Origin of the sequence: Rhodobacter capsulatus, from assembly GCF_052363175.1 — a bacterium.
In the GTDB taxonomy this organism is placed as follows: Bacteria; Pseudomonadota; Alphaproteobacteria; order Rhodobacterales; family Rhodobacteraceae; genus Rhodobacter; species Rhodobacter capsulatus_D.
The window spans coordinates 3,290,732-3,308,550 of sequence record NZ_CP198946.1; the positions used below are offsets into that span (position 1 = coordinate 3,290,732).

Annotated in this window: 15 protein-coding genes and 1 tRNA gene; 5 read left to right on the forward strand and 11 right to left on the reverse strand. The window is 65.1% G+C overall.

Translation table 11 applies throughout. The features are described 5' to 3' along the window. Positions 1-109: 109 nt before the first annotated feature. The 4 genes from ACTTAI_RS17080 to ACTTAI_RS17095 form a co-directional block, all read right to left on the reverse strand. A complete protein-coding gene (locus tag ACTTAI_RS17080; protein ID WP_444452704.1) occupies positions 110-952 on the reverse strand; it encodes a phosphatase PAP2 family protein in 843 nt (280 codons plus the stop codon). Continuing rightward, positions 949-2,424, reverse strand: a complete 1,476-nt coding sequence (locus ACTTAI_RS17085; protein WP_444452705.1) for an ArnT family glycosyltransferase — start codon at positions 2,422-2,424, stop codon at positions 949-951. The genes ACTTAI_RS17080 and ACTTAI_RS17085 overlap by 4 nt, the downstream gene beginning before the upstream one ends. Then, positions 2,408-3,217: a glycosyltransferase family 2 protein gene (locus ACTTAI_RS17090; RefSeq protein WP_444452706.1), complete on the reverse strand. Its 810-nt coding sequence runs from the start codon at positions 3,215-3,217 to the stop codon at positions 2,408-2,410. Before ACTTAI_RS17090 ends, ACTTAI_RS17085 begins: the two co-directional genes overlap by 17 nt. A 95-nt stretch (positions 3,218-3,312) precedes the next feature. Continuing rightward, positions 3,313-3,867 (reverse strand): helix-turn-helix domain-containing protein, encoded by a 555-nt coding sequence (locus ACTTAI_RS17095; RefSeq protein WP_444452707.1) that lies wholly within the window; start codon positions 3,865-3,867, stop codon positions 3,313-3,315. 183 nt (positions 3,868-4,050) lie between these two features. Between ACTTAI_RS17095 and ACTTAI_RS17100 the strand changes: the two genes are divergently transcribed. Next, positions 4,051-6,498, forward strand: coding sequence for a GcvT family protein (locus ACTTAI_RS17100; RefSeq protein WP_444452708.1), 2,448 nt, complete (start codon positions 4,051-4,053; stop codon positions 6,496-6,498). Positions 6,499-6,595: 97 nt separating this feature from the next. After that, the gene (locus ACTTAI_RS17105; protein WP_444452709.1) at positions 6,596-6,733 is read left to right on the forward strand and encodes an entericidin A/B family lipoprotein; all 138 of its coding nucleotides are present in this window, start codon (positions 6,596-6,598) and stop codon (positions 6,731-6,733) included. Positions 6,734-6,767: 34 nt separating this feature from the next. On the opposite strand, the gene ACTTAI_RS17110 is transcribed toward ACTTAI_RS17105, so the two are convergent. Continuing rightward, positions 6,768-7,529 (reverse strand): ion transporter, encoded by a 762-nt coding sequence (locus tag ACTTAI_RS17110; RefSeq protein WP_444452710.1) that lies wholly within the window; start codon positions 7,527-7,529, stop codon positions 6,768-6,770. 96 nt (positions 7,530-7,625) lie between these two features. Between ACTTAI_RS17110 and ettA the strand changes: the two genes are divergently transcribed. Genes ettA through cutA form a run of 3 tightly spaced genes read left to right on the forward strand, consistent with a single transcriptional unit; the run spans position 7,626 to position 10,330 of the window. Continuing rightward, positions 7,626-9,281 (forward strand): energy-dependent translational throttle protein EttA, encoded by a 1,656-nt coding sequence (gene ettA, locus ACTTAI_RS17115; RefSeq protein ID WP_444452711.1) that lies wholly within the window; start codon positions 7,626-7,628, stop codon positions 9,279-9,281. A gap of 9 nt (positions 9,282-9,290) precedes the next feature. Further along, a complete protein-coding gene (locus tag ACTTAI_RS17120) occupies positions 9,291-10,016 on the forward strand; it encodes a hypothetical protein (RefSeq protein WP_444452712.1) in 726 nt (241 codons plus the stop codon). Next, positions 10,013-10,330 carry a divalent-cation tolerance protein CutA gene (gene cutA / locus ACTTAI_RS17125; RefSeq protein ID WP_444452713.1) on the forward strand — a complete coding sequence of 106 codons (318 nt, stop codon included), beginning with the start codon at positions 10,013-10,015 and terminating at the stop codon, positions 10,328-10,330. Before ACTTAI_RS17120 ends, cutA begins: the two co-directional genes overlap by 4 nt. Before the next feature lie 36 nt (positions 10,331-10,366). Here cutA and ACTTAI_RS17130 read toward each other — a convergent pair whose 3' ends face one another. The 6 genes from ACTTAI_RS17130 to ACTTAI_RS17155 all read right to left on the reverse strand — a co-directional run bounded on the left by ACTTAI_RS17130 (position 10,367) and on the right by ACTTAI_RS17155 (position 17,739). Beyond that, positions 10,367-12,259 (reverse strand): acyl-CoA synthetase, encoded by a 1,893-nt coding sequence (locus ACTTAI_RS17130; RefSeq protein WP_444452714.1) that lies wholly within the window; start codon positions 12,257-12,259, stop codon positions 10,367-10,369. A gap of 126 nt (positions 12,260-12,385) precedes the next feature. Beyond that, positions 12,386-14,173 carry an ABC transporter transmembrane domain-containing protein gene (locus ACTTAI_RS17135; protein ID WP_444452715.1) on the reverse strand — a complete coding sequence of 596 codons (1,788 nt, stop codon included), beginning with the start codon at positions 14,171-14,173 and terminating at the stop codon, positions 12,386-12,388. 74 nt (positions 14,174-14,247) lie between these two features. After that, positions 14,248-14,333: transfer RNA gene (locus ACTTAI_RS17140), tRNA-Leu, on the reverse strand. A gap of 42 nt (positions 14,334-14,375) precedes the next feature. Then, entirely contained in the window at positions 14,376-15,149 is a 774-nt protein-coding gene (locus ACTTAI_RS17145; protein ID WP_444452716.1) for an enoyl-CoA hydratase-related protein, read from the reverse strand. A 172-nt stretch (positions 15,150-15,321) separates the two neighbouring features. Then, on the reverse strand, positions 15,322-15,774 hold the full coding sequence (locus ACTTAI_RS17150) for a cytochrome c-type biogenesis protein (protein WP_444452717.1): 453 nt from the start codon (positions 15,772-15,774) through the stop codon (positions 15,322-15,324). Positions 15,775-15,777: 3 nt separating this feature from the next. Further along, on the reverse strand, positions 15,778-17,739 hold the full coding sequence (locus ACTTAI_RS17155; RefSeq protein ID WP_444452718.1) for a heme lyase CcmF/NrfE family subunit: 1,962 nt from the start codon (positions 17,737-17,739) through the stop codon (positions 15,778-15,780). Positions 17,740-17,819 lie beyond the last annotated feature (80 nt).

Genomic DNA, 17,819 nt, shown 5'->3' on the forward strand with positions numbered 1-17,819 from the left:
TCACGAAAAGCGCGGGGAAGCGATGCGAGCGCTCATTCGCACGCCCCACGGGTCAGCAGATGGGCGATCTGTGGCCGACCCACCGGCTTTCCACGTCCGGCACAGGTGCTCAGACGGGGCCTTGCGATTGCAGAGGCATGCGGAGCCTGCCAGCGCGCCATGCCAGAACCTCGGCCCTTGCGGGACGGAAGCGCGCGAGCAGCAACAATGATGCCTGTTGCCAGATGTGTCGTGCGCCGCACCGGACGCGTTGCGGCGGCAAGCTCAACCGGGCCGCGCCGATCCCCAACAGCGGATAAAGGGCCAGCGCCACCGCGGCCGAGAAGAACATCGAGAAGATCACATCCGAGAGAAAATGCCGTCCGAGCGCGATGCGCAGAAGCCCCGTTCCCAGCACGAGGACGAGGCCGCCAAGCGTGCCGAACGATCTCTGCAACCGGGTCAGATGCGGCCAGGCCAACACCAGCCCGCCCAGAACCAACGTGGCGATCAGCGCGACATCCCCCGAGCTGAAGGAACAGTTGCGGGCGCATTGATCGGTCACCTGCCAGGCCGGGGTGAAAGTGGCCATCCCGCCGAACTCGGTGACCTGATCGGGCCGGGCGCGCCCGACATGGCTCTTGAGCAGCCCATTCACCAAAAGCCCAGGCGCCAGCACCAGATTTGCCGCAAGATAGGCGGCGCAGCGCATCTCGGCTTGCCGGAGTGCACGACCCGGCAGCGCCGCCAACACACCGAGGACGATGGCCAGAGCGAGCGCCTCGCCCCCCATGCGGATCAGATCGTTCAGCAGTCGCCAGAAACCCAATCTGGCAGGGAAGACTCCGGTTGGGTCAAAGAAATACTCGGAAACCCGCAGATCGAGGCCGGGAAACAGCGCAAAAACCGTCTGCGCAAGGATCGCGCCCAGCAGAAGCGCGGTGAAAAGACGAAAGCGCAACAGGTCGATCATGGTCGGCCATATCCTTCAAGGCAGGAGGCATCGGAAACAAGCGACAGCGAAAGAGACGATCCGCGGGCAAAGCCCGTCGCAGGCGAGAGCTGCGCCAGCACCGGGGCGGCAGGACAGGGAGCCGCCCCCCCGGATCGCAGCACCAGCAGCGCGGGCAGCGGGTCGATCCCGGCGCGAAAAGGGGCGGTCATTTCCCAGTGGTTGTGCGGTCGGCCGCGCGGCGGCAGGGCGCGCAGGGCAAGCCCCGTGTCGCGTCCGAACCAGGCCAGATCGGCCAGCAAGGCCCGATCCGCGACGACAAGCGTGCACCCCTGATGCGCCTCCGCCTGCGCAAGGATCTGCTCTGCCAGCGGCGCATGGCCAAGATAGCGGGCAAAGAGCTCGCGCCCGTCGGGCAGGCGCAGCTCGGGGGCAAGGGCGCGGGCAGCAGGCACAGCAAGCGCCAGCGTCCCGCCCAGCGCCAGCGACAGAGCCAGAAGCCGCGGCCGCGCGGCCAGAACGGGGGCGGCAAGCAGCGATACGGGCACAAGCGACAGCACCGCCCAATTCGCCAGCGCCTTGCCGCCAAAAGCCTGCAGGCTGACGATCGCCAACGGCATGACGGCGAGCGCAATCAACCCGGGCTCGGACCGGCGCCACAGCGCGATCAACGCCGCGGGAAACAGGATCGGCCCGAAAACCGCCAGTTGAGAGGCCAGAAACCGCAAGGGTTCAAGCGGATCAGGCCCCCGCACCGGCCCCGTGGCCGTATCGGACAGATGCCGGAACGTGACGAAACCGTGCTGCAAGAGCCAAAGCAGATGCGGCACAAGCACGATCAGCGCCGTCGCCGCCGCGCGCGCCAGATCCCCCCGGCCGATCCGCCAACGTGGCGACAGCACGGCGGCAAGCGCCATGCCCAGAAGGCCGTAGAGCATCGCATATTTCGCCAGCATTCCAAGCGCGACGGCAAGCCCGAGGCCCACCGCAAGCCCCGGCCGGGACCGTCCCTGTGCCCGTGCCTGCGCCAGATCGCACTGGGCAATCAAGGCCAGCACGAAGGCAAGCAGCAGCGGCGTATCGGTCGTCATCAGCGCCGATCCCAGTGTCACCGCAGGCGCGGTGGCATAACTCAGCGCCGCGACGGACGCGAGGCGCGAGGTCCCAAGACGCCGCCCGAGCGCGAAGACCGCAAGCGCCACAGCGAGATGCAGAACCACCGCCGACAGACGCACGGTTGCGACAGACGAACCGAAGATCGCGGTGACGGCGCCGATCAGCCAGCCGATCAGCGGCGGTTTCGAATAGGCACCAAGGGCGGGCGCTTGCCCCCAGACCCAGTATTGCGCCTCGTCGGTCGAAAGCTCGGTCGCGTCGAACAGCCCGAAGCCGAACCGCCACAGCGTCAGAGCTGCGATCAGCGCCAAGGCCAGATGCGGCAGCGACAGCGCCACCCGACGCGGGAGCCAGAACGCCTCAGTTCCGATCGGCACGGGGCAGTTCCTGCGGCTGCGCCCTCTTGCGGCGCCGGATCAGCCAAGCCACGCCGATCAGATCGCTGATCCCCACCAGCGCCCGCGCCAGATTGGTGTATTTCGACCGGCCATGCTGCCGCGGCGCGTGGCTGACATCGACATGGGCGACGCGCCAGCCATCGCGGGCAAAAAGCGCGGGCAGGTAGCGGTGCATGTGATCGAAATAGGGCAGATCCAGATAGGCCGCGCGCCGGAAGGCCTTGAGGCCGCAACCGGTGTCGCGCGTGGCATCGCGCAGGATCGCCTGCCGCAGCGTATTGGCAAAGCGCGAGGCCAGCCGTTTCGACAGCCCATCCTGCCGCCCAACCCGCTGCCCGGCGACAAGCCCGAGTTGCGGATCGGCCCCGGGCGCCAGCAGGGGCGCCAACAGCTGCGGCAGATTCTCGGGCGGGTTCTGGCCATCGCCGTCGAGCGTCGCGACCAGAACACCCCGTGCGGCCCGGACCCCGGAATGGACAGCCGCCGATTGCCCCGCCGAAATCGCATGCGCGATCACCCGCACCTCGGGCATCTGCGCCGCCAGATCGCGCGCCACCGCCCGGGTGTCATCAATCGAGCCATCATCGACGAGCAGGATCTCGTGCGCACAAAGCCCGGTCAGCGCGGCCCGAATGCCCGCAACCAGCGGCGGCAGGTTCGGCGCCTCGTCGTGCAGGGGAACCACGACCGAGACAACGGGCGCGGGCATCGCAGAGACTGCGCGCGGATCCGGCACCGGCGTCGACAGGTTGAAATCGGTCGCAAGATCCATCGTGACCTCCCTTTGGAGATCCGCTAGCAGCGCAAGATCACGGCGACATCACGGTTTCCCGACAGTTTGACGACAGGGCGACGACAGGCCCCGGGTCAATAGATCGGCGGCGAGACGATCCAGATCACCACGGCGGGCTCGGCGCCATCGTTGCGCCAGGCGTATGCCGTCTGACCGAATTGGAAACTGTCGCCGGGGCCAAGGTGAAACGCGGTCTCGCCGATGATCAGCGTCAGCGCCCCCGAGATCACGACGCCGCCATCCTCGGTCGGGCGGGCCTTGCGCGGCCCCTCGCTCGAAGCGCCGGGGGCGAAGACCGAGCGGATCATCTCGAACGAGCCGCCCAAAGTGGGCGAGAGCAGTTCCTCGACCAGCCCGCTTTCGGTGCTGCCGATGGTCGGACGGTCGGCGGCGCGCAGCACCAGCCCCTGTTCTTCGGGCGCCCGGCCCGAGGAGCGGAAGAAGAAGCTCAGCGTCACCTCGAGCCGCTCGGCGATCTGGCCGAGATCGCGCACCGAGGGTGTGGTCTGGCCGCGCTCGATATGGCTGAGCCAGCCGACCGAGCGCCCCACGGCCGCGGCCAGTTGCGCCAGGGTCATGCCCCGGGTCTTGCGCAGCGCGCGGATATCTTCGCCGACGTGATGGCTCATGACCTGTCCTTGTTCGCGCCGCACCATGCGGGAGGAGGCTGAAAAGCTCAAGCAAGAACCAGCGCAATTTCAGAACTTGCGCCGCATACTTTCGCATAAATGAAATTTCTTGTTGAAATTTCATTTTGGAGATGGATTTCTGAAAACCTCACCGCCCCCTGCCCCTCAGAACCGGATGCCCCCATGACCGAAATCCCCGCCAAAGCCCGCGTCGTCATCATCGGAGGCGGCATCTCCGGCTGCTCCGTCGCCTATCATCTGGCTCGGCTCGGCTGGACGGATATCGTGCTTCTGGAACGCAAGCAGCTGACCTCGGGCACGACCTGGCATGCCGCCGGGCTGATCGGTCAGTTGCGCGCCAGCCAGAACATGACGCGGCTGGCGAAATACTCGGCCGATCTTTACGCGAAGCTGGAAGCCGAGACCGGCCTTGCCACCGGCTTTCGGCAATGCGGCTCGATCACCGTCGCCCTGACCGAGGAGCGGCGCGAAGAGATCCTGCGGCAGGCGGCGCTTGCCCGCGCCTTCGGCGTCGAGGTGAACGAGCTTTCGCCCGCGGAGGTGCTGGCGCGGTATCCGCATCTGAACATCGCCGATGTGGTCGCGGGGGTGCATCTGCCGGGCGACGGGCAGGCCGATCCGGGCAACATCGCGCTGGCGCTGGCCAAGGGGGCGCGCACGCGCGGGGCGAAGATCCTCGAACAGGTGAAGGTCACGCGGATCACCACCGCGGGTGGGACGGTGACCGGGGTCGATTGGGAAGCGCAGGGCGACAAGGGCCATATCGCCTGCGATCTGGTGGTGAACTGCGGCGGCATGTGGGGTCGCGATCTGGCGGCGCAGAACGATGTGACGCTGCCGCTGCATGCCTGCGAGCATTTCTACATCGTCACCGAGAACATCCCCGGCCTTGCGCAGCTGCCGGTGCTGCGGGTGCCGGACGAATGCGCCTATTACAAGGAAGATGCGGGCAAGATCCTGCTTGGCGCCTTTGAACCGAAGGCCAAGCCTTGGGGCATGGGCGGTATCCCCGAAGATTTCTGCTTTGACCAGCTGCCCGAGGATATCGCGCATTTCGAGCCGATCCTCGAAAAGGCGATCTCGCGGATGCCGATTCTGCACAGCGCCGGGATTCACACCTTCTTCAACGGCCCGGAAAGCTTCACCCCCGACGACCGCTACTATCTGGGCGAGGCGCCGAACCTGCGCGGCTACTGGGTGGCGGCGGGCTACAACTCGATCGGCATCGTCTCGTCGGGGGGCGCTGGCATGGCGCTCGCACAATGGATGAACGACGGCGAGGCCCCCTTCGATCTGTGGGAGGTCGACATCCGCCGCGCGCAGCCGTTCCAGCGCAACCGCCGTTACCTGAAGGAACGGGTCAGCGAGACCCTCGGCCTGCTTTATGCCGACCACTTCCCCTACCGGCAGATGGAAACGAGCCGGGGCGTCCGCCGCTCGCCGCTGCATGACCATCTGAAAGCGCGCGGCGCGGTCTTCGGCGAAGTCGCGGGCTGGGAGCGGGCGAACTGGTTTGCCACCCACGGGCAGGAGCGCGAATATCGCCTGAGCTGGAAGCGGCAGAACTGGTTTGCGAACCAATGCACCGAGCATATGGCGCTGCGCACCGGGGTCGGGCTGCTCGACATGTCGAGCTTCGGCAAGATCCGGGTCGAGGGGCGCGATGCGGCGGCCTTCCTGCAACGGCTCTGCGCCAATGATGTCGACGTGCCCGCGGGCCGCATCGTCTACACGCAGATGCTGAACGCGCGCGGCGGCATCGAAAGCGACCTGACGGTGACGCGACTGTCGGAAACCGCCTTCTTCCTGGTCGTGCCGGGCGCGACGCTGCAACGCGATCTGGTCTGGCTGCGCAAGCATCTGGCCGATGCGTTCGTGACGATCACCGATGTGACCGCCGCCGAGGCCGTGCTGCCGCTGATGGGGCCGCGCGCCCGGGATCTGCTGCGGCGCATCTCGCCCGATGATCTGTCGAACGCGGCGCATCCGTTCGGCACGGCGCGCGAGATCGAGATCGGCCTTGGCCTCGCCCGGGCGCATCGGGTGAGCTATGTGGGCGAGCTTGGCTGGGAGCTGTACGTCTCCGCCGATCAGGCCGCGCATGTGTTCGAAACCCTCGTCACGGCGGGGGCCGAGGTCGGGCTGAAGCTCTGCGGCCTGCATGCGATGGACAGCTGCCGGATCGAAAAGGCCTATCGCCACTTCGGCCATGACATCACCGACGAGGATCATGTGCTCGAAGCCGGGCTCGGCTTTGCTGTGAAGACCGAGAAGGGCGATTTCATCGGCCGCGAGTCCGTTCTGCGCAAGCGCGAAAGCGGTCTGTCGCGCCGGATGGTGCAGTTCCGCCTGCGCGACCCGGAGCCGCTGCTGTTCCACAACGAACCGATCCTGCGCGATGGCAAGATCGTCGGTCAGCTGACCTCGGGCAATTATGGCCATGCGCTGGGTGGGGCGATCGGTCTGGGTTACGTCCCCTGCCGCCCCGACGAAACCGCGGCCGAGTTGCTGGCCGCGCACTACACGATCGACGTGGCCGGGCGCATCTTCGAGGCCGAGGCGAGCCTTGCGCCGCTCTACGACCCGCAATCGACCCGGGTTCGGGCCTGATCCAAAGCCGCTGCAAAGGGGGCAAATACCCCCTTTCGCAGGGAACCGCCCGCCGATCCCGCGCGTTGACCCGCTGTCATCTGCAAAGGAGAAATCGATGCACAAGAGCGCAATCGTTCTGCTGGCCGTTCTGGCGCTGGGGGCGTGCGAAACCGTCAAGGGCGCGGGCCGCGACATGCAGGCCGCGGGCCATGCGGTGACGAAGGAAGCGACCGAGACGCAGGGCGAAATGTGAACGGTGCAGGCCGGGCTTCGGCTTGGCCCGCCCCTTACACCAGACCTTCGTCCCCGATGTTCAGCACCACGCCGCAATGCTTGCAATGCACCGCATCGGCGTCATGCAGCATTAATCCGCAGCTCGGGCATTTGTGGCGCACCTTCAGCGGCCGGAACAGCACCTGCGCCAGCCGCAGAAAAAGCGTCACGCCGACGATCATCACCACGACAGAGATCATCCGCCCCGAGGTGCCCTTCAGCGTCACATCGCCAAACCCCGTCGTCGTCAGCGTCGTCACGGTGAAGTAAAGCGCATCGGCATAATGCTGGATATCGGGGTTGCGCCCTGCCTGCGTCGCATAGATCAGCCCGGTCATCACGAACAGGAACACCGCAAGGTTGATCGCGGCCAGAATCACCTCTTCATATTTTCGAAACAGCCGGAAATCCTGCCGCAGCCGCCCGAGCATCTGATACGCATGCAAGAGCCGCAGCGTCCGCAGCACGCGCAGAAAGCCAAGCTCTGCCCCCAGAAGCGGCGCCAGAAACGACACCATCGCCACCACATCGGCCCAGGTCGACAGCCGCCGCCAGAACGCGCCCTTGCGCTCCTCGACCGCGAAGCGCGCGCCGAAATCGATCACGATCACCGCACCGATCGCCACATCGGCGACCAGAACCCAGGGCGCCGCGGGCAGGAACGAGGTCACGATCACGAAAACGATCGTCGCCAGATCGAACCCCAGCAGCGCATAGCGAAACCGCTGCGCCCGCTTCGAGCGCCCGTGATAAAGATTGCGCAGATCTCTCAGCATAAGCTCTCCCTTGCAGGCCTGCGGCGGCTCACCCCTTCCCCAAAGGCCCCATTTCCCCTATCTAGCCACAAACTTCCCTTTCCCAAGGTGCGCGCAATGGCTTCCTATCAATATGTCTACCACATGGATGGCGTCTCGAAGACCTATCCCGGTGGCAAGAAATGCTTCGAAAACATCCGTCTGAACTTCCTGCCGGGCGTCAAGATCGGGGTCGTCGGCGTCAACGGCGCCGGTAAATCGACGCTTTTGCGCATCATGGCGGGCATCGACAAGGATTTTCAGGGCGAGGCCTGGGCTGCCAAGGGCGCCAAGGTCGGCTACCTCTCGCAGGAGCCGCAGCTCGACGAGTCGCTGAGCGTGCGCGAAAACGTCATGCTCGGCGTCGCCGAAAAGACCGCCAAGATCGCCCGCTACAATGATCTGGCGATGAACTACTCGGACGAGACCGCCGAGGAAATGGCGCGCCTGCAAGACGAGATCGACGCCGAGAACCTCTGGGATCTCGACAGCCAGGTCGATATCGCGCTCGAAGCGCTGCGCTGCCCGCCGGATGATGCGAATGTCGCGACGCTTTCGGGCGGGGAACGCCGCCGCGTGGCTTTGTGCAAGCTGCTCCTTGAAGCGCCCGACATGCTGCTCTTGGACGAACCGACCAACCACCTTGACGCCGAAACCATCGCCTGGCTGCAAAAGCACCTGATCGACTACAAGGGCACGATCCTCTGCGTCACCCACGACCGCTACTTCCTCGATGACATCACCTCGTGGATCCTCGAACTCGAGCGCGGCCGCGGCATCCCCTACGAGGGCAACTATTCAAGCTGGCTGGAACAGAAGGCCAAGCGGCTCGAACAGGAAGCCCGCGAGGACAAGGCCAAGCAAAAGGTCATGGAGAAGGAACTGGAATGGATCCGCGCCGGCGCCAAGGCCCGGCAGGCGAAATCCAAGGCCCGGATCGCGGCTTACGACAAGATGGCCGAGGAAGGCGTCAAGGAACGCGTCGGCAAGGCGCAGATCATCATTCCGAACGGCCCGCGTCTGGGCGGCAAGGTGATCGAGGTCGAAGGCCTGAAGAAGCACATGGGCGACAAGCTCCTGATCGAGAACCTCAGCTTCTCGCTGCCGCCGGGCGGCATCATGGGCGTCATCGGTCCGAACGGCGCCGGGAAATCGACGCTGATCAAGATGCTGGTCGGCGCCGAGGCCCCGGACGAGGGCACGATCACGCTCGGCGACACGGTGAAGCTGGCCTATGTCGATCAGTCGCGTGATGCGCTTGATGCGAACAAGAACGTCTGGGAGGAAATCTCGGGCGGGGCGGAACTGATCGAACTGGGCGATGCGCAGGTGAACAGCCGCGCCTATTGCGGCGCGTTCAACTTCAAGGGCGCGGATCAGCAGAAGAAGGTCGGCCTGCTTTCGGGCGGGGAACGCAACCGCGTTCACATGGCGAAGCTGCTGAAATCGGGCGGCAACGTGCTGCTGCTTGACGAACCGACGAACGACCTCGACGTGGAAACCCTGCAGGCGCTGGAAGCGGCGATCGAAGATTTCGCGGGCTGCGCGGTGATCATCTCGCACGATCGCTTCTTCCTGGACCGTCTGTGCACGCACATCCTGTCGTTCGAGGGCGACGCCCATGTGGAATTCTTCGAGGGCAACTTCGAGGATTACGAAAACGACAAGATCCGCCGTCTGGGTCCGGATGCGGTCGAGCCGAAGCGGGTGAAATACAAGAAGTTCACGCGATAAGGGGTTGAAATGACCGAAGCAAAAGGACTGAAAAGCTGCTTCTTTGTAACTCCAATCGGGGCGAATGTTTCACCCGAGAGGAAAAGAGCAGACGATCTTTTGCACCTTTTGCTTCGGCCCATCGCCACGAACTTGCTAAACATCGTTCGCGCAGACGAGGTTGATGCGCCCGGAGCGATCACAACTGATATCGTGCAACGTCTTTATAATTGTGAATTAGTTATTGCCGACCTCACGGGACAGAATCCAAATGTTATGTATGAAGTTGGGCTTCGCCATTGCTTTAATAGGCCGATAGTTCATATTTGCCAAAGCGGCCAAACGCTGCCATTTGATTTGGCCGCAGAGAGAACAATTTTCTTTGACTTGAATGATATTCGGTCAGTCAATGATACCAAGCCCAGACTTTTGAATGCAATTAAGTCGGCGCTAGAATATAAGAACTACCGTTCTCCCGTTGCCCAAGCACTAGAATTGGAGAGCCTTTTTGCCAGTTCACAAGAATTGCCGTTACCAAGAACTTTGCTCGAAAAGTTAAATGACCTAGAAGAAAAACTCGATGATGTTTCCTCTGACCTTTCTTTGATGTCCTTTCAGGGTGATGGCGTAAGCCCTTCTGATGCGGACGCGGGATACCTTGATCGGTTTGCGTCTGAGAGATTGATGGAGTTACTGCGAATATTTGATAGAGTGGGACCCGGAGATTTGGAAAGGCTCGTCAAGAGCCTCAAATGACCCACCGCCTCACCCGCATCCTCACCACTCTGCCCGACACTGCCACCGCCACTATCCTCGGCAAGGCGCTCGTCACAGCCCGCCTCGTCGCCTGCGCTCATATCACGCCGCCGGGGCTCTCGATTTACACGTGGAACGGCACGCCCGAGGACAGCCCCGAGGTGCAGCTCTGGCTCAAGACCACGCCCGAGCGCACCGCCGCGGTTCTGGCCGAGATCGCGCGGCTGCACCCCTATGATTGCCCGATGATCCTGACCGATCAGGTCGAGGCGAACCAGGCCTATGCGGAGTGGGTCACCGACCAGACCCGCTGAGTTTTTCCTGGCTCAAATACGCCCTGTCGCGGCCGGTCATTCGGCCCAGTCCCAGGGCACGGTGAACTGCCCCAGCACCTGGCCCAGCTTCGCCGCGTCATGCGCGCCCGTCGTCGCCAGCTGCGCCACCAGACCGCGCTTCTTGTCCTCGACCACCGCGACCACATGCACCGGCACCGCGGCCTCGGCCAGCGCGGCATCCAGCACCCGGACAATCGCCCGCTTGCGCAGCTCGGGCTTGAAGATCTTGCCCACCGCGGTTTTCGGCAACTCGTCCAGCACCTCGATGTGCTTCGGCACCGCCGCGCGTTCGTGAATGTGGCGTTTGGCATGCGCCATCAGCTCTTCGGGCGTGATCGTCGCATCCTTGACCAGCTCGACATAGGCGCAGGGCAGCTCGCCCGCAAAGGCGTCGGGCTGGCCGATTGCGCCGGCAAAGGCGATGGCCGGATGGGCGAGCAGCGCCTCCTCGATTTCCGCCGGGTCGATGTTGTGGCCGCCGCGGATGATCAGATCCTTGGCGCGGCCGGTGATCCACAGATATCCGTCCGGGTCGATCCGCCCCAGATCGCCGGTGCGCAGGAAGCGTTCCTCGGCAAAGAGGTCGTGGTTCTTGTCGACCTCGGTATAGGTCGAGCCCTCGAACACGCCGGGGTTGGCGACGCAGATTTCGCCCACCTCATCGGCCGCGCATTCGATGAACCCGGCCTCGGTCTTGCGCAGGATGCGGACGTGGGAATAGGGCAGCGGAATGCCGACCGAACCGACTTTCTTCAGCCCGTCGACCGGGTTGATCGAGACAAGGCAGGTGGCTTCGGTCAGCCCGTAGCCTTCGCAGATCTCGACCCCGGTGGCGTCCTTGAAGCGGTTGTAAAGCTCGACAGGCAGGGGCGCCGAGCCGGAAATCGCCGTGCGCAGCGAGGAAATGTCGGCATCGACCTTGCGCTGCATCAGCGCGGCGATGGCGGTGGGCACGGTGATCAGGAAGGTGACCTGCCAGCGCTCGATCAGCTTCCAGAAATTGTCGAAGACCCCCTCGCCGCGATAGCCCGCGGGGGTCGGGAACACGACATGGGCGCCGGAATGGATCGCCGACATCAGGATCGGATAGGCCGCAAAGACGTGGAAGAGCGGCAGCGGGCAGATCATCACATCGGTGTGGCGGAACAAAAGCGTGCCGCCGAGCCAGCCGTTGTAGACCATGCCGGAATATTTGTGCTGCGCCACTTTCGGCATGCCCGTCGTGCCGCCGGTGTGGAAATAGGCGGCGACGCGGTCTGTCTTTGCATCCTCGAACACCAGCTTGTCGGCGGGCTGGCCGTCGCAGGCGGTGTTGAAATCATAGACATCGGCGTGATGGCGGAAATGCGTCTTCGGCCGGATGAAGGGCACGATCCACGATTTCGGCGCGGTCAGGTAGCGGTTCAGATCGACTTCGAGGATCGTCTTGACGTTCGGCGCGTGCTTGACAGCCTCGGCCGCCTTTTGCGCGATGTCGGATTTCGGGAAACTTTTCAGCGTGACCAGCACCTTGGCCTTGGTCTCGCGCAGGATCGCGGCGATCTGTTCTGGTTCCAGCAGCGGGTTGATCGGGTTGACGATCCCCGCCGTCGTTCCCGCCAGCAGCACCACCGCGGTTTCAAGGCTGTTCGGCAGCAGGTAAGCCACCGTGTCCTTTTCGCCCACGCCCATGCGGCGCAAAAGGTTCGCGGCTTGCGTCACCCGGGCCAGCACCTGCGCCCAGGTCATGGTGATCGAATGATCCTTCGGCCCCGAGGTGATCTGGAACGTCAGCGCCGGACGGGAGCCGTGCTTGGCCGTCACCCGGGACAGGAAGTCATACATCGTGATCGCGCGGTCTCGGTCTTCCCAGGGCATTTGCCCTTCGACGCGGTCGCGGTCGGCCACGGTCGCATAGGTCTCGGTCATGGTGTCCTCCCCCGGCCCGTTCCTCCGCAGGCCTTGGCTTTACAATGCGTTATAAAGCAGCATCCGGGCAAGGGCGGGAAGGGTTGAAACGTCACGTCATGGCGGGCATGACGCCGCGCCATGGGCTCAGGAGGCCGCACCATCGGTGAATTGCAGCCGGGCAAGCTCGGCATAAAGCCCACCCTCGGCCACCAGAGCCTCATGCGTGCCCTGCGCGACGATCTTGCCCTGATCGAAGACCACGATCCGGTCGGCCTTTTTCACCGTGGCCAGGCGATGCGCGACGATGATGGTGGTGCGGGTGGCGCGCAAATCATCGACCGCCGCCTGCACCGCCCGTTCCGAGGCCGCGTCCAACGCCGAGGTCGCCTCGTCGAGCAGCAGCACCGGCGCGTCGCGCAAGATCGCCCGAGCAATGGCGATGCGCTGTTTCTGCCCGCCCGAAAGCATGATGCCGCGCTCGCCCACATAGGTGTCGAAGCCCTGCGGCAGCGCCGAGAGGAAATCATGCGCGTAAGCCGCGCGGGCCGCGGCCTCGACCTCGGCATCGGTAGCCTCGGGACGGCCGAAGCGGATGTTTTCGCGCGCGGTCGTGGCAAAGATCACCGGGTCTTGCGGCACCAGCGCCAGCGCGCGACGGTAATCGGCCCGGGCCAGATCGCGCAGATCGAGGCCATCAAGGGTGATCCGCCCCTCTTCAGGGTCATAGAACCGTTCAATCAGTTGAATGATCGTGGTTTTCCCCGCGCCCGAGGGGCCGACCAGCGCCACGGTTTCCCCGGGCGCAACCCTCAGGCTGACCGCGTTCAGCGCCGAAGTCTCGGGCCGCGACGGGTAATGGAAGGTGACATTTTCAAAGGCAATCGCGCCTTTGACCGGGCTCGGCAGCGGCACCGGCTTGGCCGGGTCGGTCACGGTATCGTCCGCATGCAGCAGCTCCACCAGCCGCTCGGTCGCGCCCGCGGCCCGCTGCACCTCGCCCCAGATTTCCGTCAGCGCGCCAACGGCGGCCGAGACCATCACCGCATAGATGACGAATTGCACCAGCTGGCCGACCGTCATCAGCCCCTCGCGCACATCACGCGCGCCGATCCAGAGGACGCCGACGATCCCGGCGAACACAAGGAAAATCACGATCATCGTCATGATCGCGCGTGTGGTGATCCGGGCATTGGCCGAGGCGAAGGCCTTTTCGGTGACCTCGGAAAAGGCGTTCCGGGTCAGCGCCTCATGGGTGAAGGCCTGCACCGTCTGCACCGAACTCAGCGCTTCCGACGCCGAACCCGAAGACGAGGCGATCCAGTCCTGATTCTCGCGGCTGAGCTTGCGCAGGCGGCGACCCATGACAACGATCGGAATGATCACCAAGGGCACGATCAGAAGCACCAGCCCGGTCAGCTTGGCCGAGGTGAACAGCAGCATGGTGATGCCGCCGATCAGGATCAGGATGTTGCGCGCCGCCACCGAGATCGAGGAGCCGAGCAGCGACAGGATCAGCGTCGTGTCGGTGGTGATGCGCGAGATGATCTCGCCGGTCAGGACGCGCTCGTAAAAGGCGGGCGAAAGCTCGATCACCCGGCCGAAGACCGCCTTGCGGATATCGGCCACGACGCGCTCGCCAAAGCGGGTGACGAGCCAGTAGCGCAGCCCGGTGCCCACGGCCAGCAGCGCTGCGATGACATGGGCGGCCAGAAAATAGCTGTCGAGCAGCTCGCCGCCCTGCTGGAAGCCGTCGACCACGCGGCGTGCGGCAACGGGCAGGATCAGCGTCACCATCGCCGTCAGCACCAGCGCGGCAAAGGTCGCCAGCGCCAGGCGGCGATAGGGCATCAGGAAGGGGGCAAGACCCCGGATCGCGCCCATGCGTTTCGGTTTCGGGCGGTCTTCCAGCGGGGTGGCAGGTCTGCGGGCCATCGGCTCTCCCTTTCGGTTTTGTCCGATCTATGGTCGCAAGGCCCTGACGGCAAGGTTCACGCCCAGAAAGAGGCTGGTGCGGGCGACCGGACTCGAACCGGTATGGAGTTGCCTCCGAGGGAGTTTAAGTCCCATGCGTCTACCATTCCGCCACGCCCGCGGCCCGCCTTGGGTAGCGCGGGCGGGCGAGCGGGGCAAGAGCCTAGCGCCCGGTGAACTGCGGCGGGCGCTTTTCCAGAAAGGCCTGCACGCCCTCGCGGAAATCCGCGCTGCGGCCAAGCTCGCCCTGATAGCGGGCCTCGAGCGACAGCTGCGCGCCAAGCGGGTTCGACAGCCCCATGTGGAAGGCGCGCTTCAGCGCCGCAAAGGCCGCCGTCGGCCCCTTGGCCAGATGCGTGGCCCGCGCGCGCCAGTGATGCTCGAAATCGACATCGGGCACGGCTTCCCAGATCAGCCCGATCCGCGCAGCCTCTTCGGCGCCGATCTTCTCGGCAAAAAGCGCCATCCCCATCGCGCGGGCCATGCCGACCTGCCGGGGCAGCCACCAGGTGCCGCCCGCATCCGGCATCAAGCCGATCCGGGTAAAGGCCTGCATGAACGCCGCAGACTGCGCCGCGATCACCACATCGGCCGCCAGCGCCAGATTGGCCCCCGGCCCCGCCGCCGCCCCATTCACCGCCGCCAGAACCGGCAGCGGCGCGTTGTAGATCGCCTGCAGCAGGGGTTCATATTCCTCGCGCAGCACGGTCTCGAGGTTCAGCCCCTCGGCCGCGCCATCGCCCAGATCCTGCCCCGAGCAGAAGGCCCGCCCCGATCCGGTCAGAACGACCGCCCGCGCCTCGCCGCGGGCGCGGTGCAGCGCCTCGGTCAGCTCGCGCCGCATCGCCGCATTCAGCGCATTCATCACCTCGGGCCGGTCGAGCGTGATCACCGCCAGCCCCTCGGAGATCTCGTAGCGGATCGTGTGATAGCTCATGGCCTGCCTCCTCTTTGCCCCAGCTTGCCGCGCGGGCCGCGAAAGGCAAAGCGAAACCGCACGTCACGACCAGACCCCGGCCCCGGCTTTTCCTTGGCAAAATACGCAAAGCGGGGGTGCGGGGGGCGCAGCCCCCCGCGGGTCGCCTCGGGCTTGCCCGAGGCGAAAGCCCTCACTCCTTCAGCAGTTCCTTGAGCCGCGCCTCTTCCTCGGCGGAAAGCACAGTCGCCCCCGCCTCGTCCTCGCGCCGACGCCCGCGCAGCCACAGGAAGACCCCGCCCAAAGCCACCACCAGCACCGCAGGCCCGATCCAGTACAGGATCAGGTTCGCCCCCGTGCGTTCGGGCTCGAAGAGCACATATTCGCCGAACCGCGACTTGACGTAGTCGATCACCTGCGCGTCGCTATCGCCCGCCACCAGCCGCTCGCGCACCGCAAGCCGCAGATCGCGCGAGACTTCGGCATTCGACTCGTCAATGTTTTCACCCTGACAGACCGGGCAGCGCAGCACCTGCGAGATCTGCCGCGCGCGGGCTTCAAGACCGGGATCGGACAGAACCTCGTCGGGCTGCACCGCATGGGCGGGCGTGGCGAGCAGCAACAGCAGGGCAAGACGTTTCAGCATCACTCACTCCGCCGCAACAGCATTGGGGGCCACCGACCGCCGCGCGCCCGCCGCGCTGCGATAGCGCCGGTCGCTCAGGCTCAGACCGCCGCCAAAGGCCATCATCAGACAGCCCGCCCAGACCCAGTTCGCAAAGGGCTTGATATAGGTCCGCACCGCCCAGCCGCCGCCCTCCTGCGGATCGCCGATCACCAGATAGACATCGCGCCAGAAGCCGTTGTCGATATCGGCCTCGGTCGTCGGCATCGCCTGCACCGGATAGATGCGCTTTTCGGGATGCAGCGTGGTCACCAGCTTGTCGCCCTGCCGCACCTCCATAGTCGCGCGTTTCGCGGTGAAGTTCGGCCCCGGCACCTCCTCGACGCCCTTCAGCGTGATCGTGTAGCCGCCGACGGTGAAACTGTCGCCCGCCTTCGCCACGCGGATATCCTCGATCTGACCGGCCATCAGCAGCCCGACGCCCGCGAAGACGATGCCGAGCCCGCCATGCGCGAAGGCCTTGCCCCAATCGGCCCGCGGCAGCCGCAGGACGCGCCCCGGCGTCCGCCCCGCCCGTTGCCAGATCTCGGCCAAGGCGCCAAAGACGATCCAGGCGCCAAGCCCCGCCGCGCCCAGCGCCAGCATCGGCCGCCCCGTCGCCATGGTCCAGACAAGCGCCAGCACGGCCAGCGTCAGCGCAAGGGCGGGCAGCAGCGGCTGCACCAGCTTGCCAAGGCTCGCGCGTTTCCACGGCATCATCGCACCGAGCGGCAGCAGCAGCGCCAGACCGATCATGAAGGGCGTGAAGGCCTTTTCAAAGAACGGCGCGCCGACCGAGAGCTTGCGCGCCCAGACCAGCTCCGCGATCAGCGGCCAGACCGTGCCGGTGAAGACGACAAGCGCCGCCACCGCAAGAAGCACGTTGTTCACGACGAGCGCCGATTCCCGGCTGACCATGGAGAACAGCCCCTTCGCCTGCATATTCGAGGCCCGCGCGGCATAAAGCGTCAGCGCCCCCCCGGTGAAGAAGGCGAGGATGAACAGGATGAACACACCGCGTTCCGGGTCGTTGGCAAAGCTGTGCACCGAGGAAATCACCCCCGAGCGCACAAGGAACGTCCCGATCAACGAGAAGCCGAAGGCCATGATCGCCAAAAGGATCGTCCAGCTTTTCAGCGCCTCGCGCTTTTCGACGACGATGGCGGAATGCAGCAGCGCCGCCGCCAGCAGCCAGGGCATCAACGAGGCGTTTTCCACCGGGTCCCAGAACCAGAACCCGCCCCAGCCGAGTTCGTAGTAAGCCCACCACGAGCCGAGCGCGATGCCGATGGTCAGGAAGATCCAGGCCGCAAGCGTCCAGGGCCGCACCCAGCGCGCCCAGGCGGCATCGACCCGCCCCTCGATCAGCGCGGCAACGGCGAAACTGAAGGCCATCGAAAGCCCGACATAGCCGAGATAGAGGAACGGCGGATGGAAGGCCAATCCGGGGTCCTGCAACAGCGGGTTCATGTCACGGCCGTTGAAGGGCACCTCTTCGAGCCGCAGGAACGGGTTCGAGGTGAAGAGCACGAACACAAGGAAGGCGACGCCGATCGTCGCCTGCACCGACAGCACCCGCGCCCGCAGCCGCTCGGGCAAAGCGCCGCCAAAGGCCGCCGCCGCCGCACCGAACATCGACAGGATCAGCACCCAGAGCAGCATCGAGCCCTCGTGGTTGCCCCAGACGCCGGTGACCTTGTAAAGCATCGGTTTGTCGGTATGCGAGTTTTCGTAGACAAGCTTCAGCGAAAAGTCTGACACCACAAAGGCATAGGTCAGCGCGGCAAAGGCCGTGGCGATCAGCAGAAACTGCGCCAGCGCCGCGGGGGTGGCGACAGCCATCCAGCCCGACCAGCCCTTTTGCGCGCCCACCAGCGGGATGATCGCCTGCACCAGCGCCACGCAAAGGGCAAGGATCAGGGCGAAGTGACCGGTCTCGACGATCATGCGGGGTCCTCCTCAAGTCGCGGGCATCATAGAGACGCAGCCCCCCGGGGCCAAGGCAGATGCGCATCTGCCCCGCATCT

Bases quoted from the DNA above. Each gene is read 5' to 3' on its own strand.
- ACTTAI_RS17080 (WP_444452704.1), bottom strand. From the start codon at position 952: ATGATCGACCTGTTGCGCTTTCGTCTTTTCACCGCGCTTCTGCTGGGC.
- ACTTAI_RS17090 (WP_444452706.1), bottom strand. From the start codon at position 3,217: ATGGATCTTGCGACCGATTTCAACCTGTCGACGCCGGTGCCGGATCCG.
- ACTTAI_RS17095 (WP_444452707.1), bottom strand. From the start codon at position 3,867: ATGAGCCATCACGTCGGCGAAGATATCCGCGCGCTGCGCAAGACCCGG.
- ACTTAI_RS17100 (WP_444452708.1), top strand. From the start codon at position 4,051: ATGACCGAAATCCCCGCCAAAGCCCGCGTCGTCATCATCGGAGGCGGC.
- ACTTAI_RS17105 (WP_444452709.1), top strand. From the start codon at position 6,596: ATGCACAAGAGCGCAATCGTTCTGCTGGCCGTTCTGGCGCTGGGGGCG.
- ACTTAI_RS17110 (WP_444452710.1), bottom strand. From the start codon at position 7,529: ATGCTGAGAGATCTGCGCAATCTTTATCACGGGCGCTCGAAGCGGGCG.
- ettA (WP_444452711.1), top strand. From the start codon at position 7,626: ATGGCTTCCTATCAATATGTCTACCACATGGATGGCGTCTCGAAGACC.
- ACTTAI_RS17120 (WP_444452712.1), top strand. From the start codon at position 9,291: ATGACCGAAGCAAAAGGACTGAAAAGCTGCTTCTTTGTAACTCCAATC.
- cutA (WP_444452713.1), top strand. From the start codon at position 10,013: ATGACCCACCGCCTCACCCGCATCCTCACCACTCTGCCCGACACTGCC.
- ACTTAI_RS17130 (WP_444452714.1), bottom strand. From the start codon at position 12,259: ATGACCGAGACCTATGCGACCGTGGCCGACCGCGACCGCGTCGAAGGG.
- ACTTAI_RS17135 (WP_444452715.1), bottom strand. From the start codon at position 14,173: ATGGCCCGCAGACCTGCCACCCCGCTGGAAGACCGCCCGAAACCGAAA.
- ACTTAI_RS17145 (WP_444452716.1), bottom strand. From the start codon at position 15,149: ATGAGCTATCACACGATCCGCTACGAGATCTCCGAGGGGCTGGCGGTG.
- ACTTAI_RS17150 (WP_444452717.1), bottom strand. From the start codon at position 15,774: ATGCTGAAACGTCTTGCCCTGCTGTTGCTGCTCGCCACGCCCGCCCAT.
- ACTTAI_RS17155 (WP_444452718.1), bottom strand. From the start codon at position 17,739: ATGATCGTCGAGACCGGTCACTTCGCCCTGATCCTTGCCCTTTGCGTG.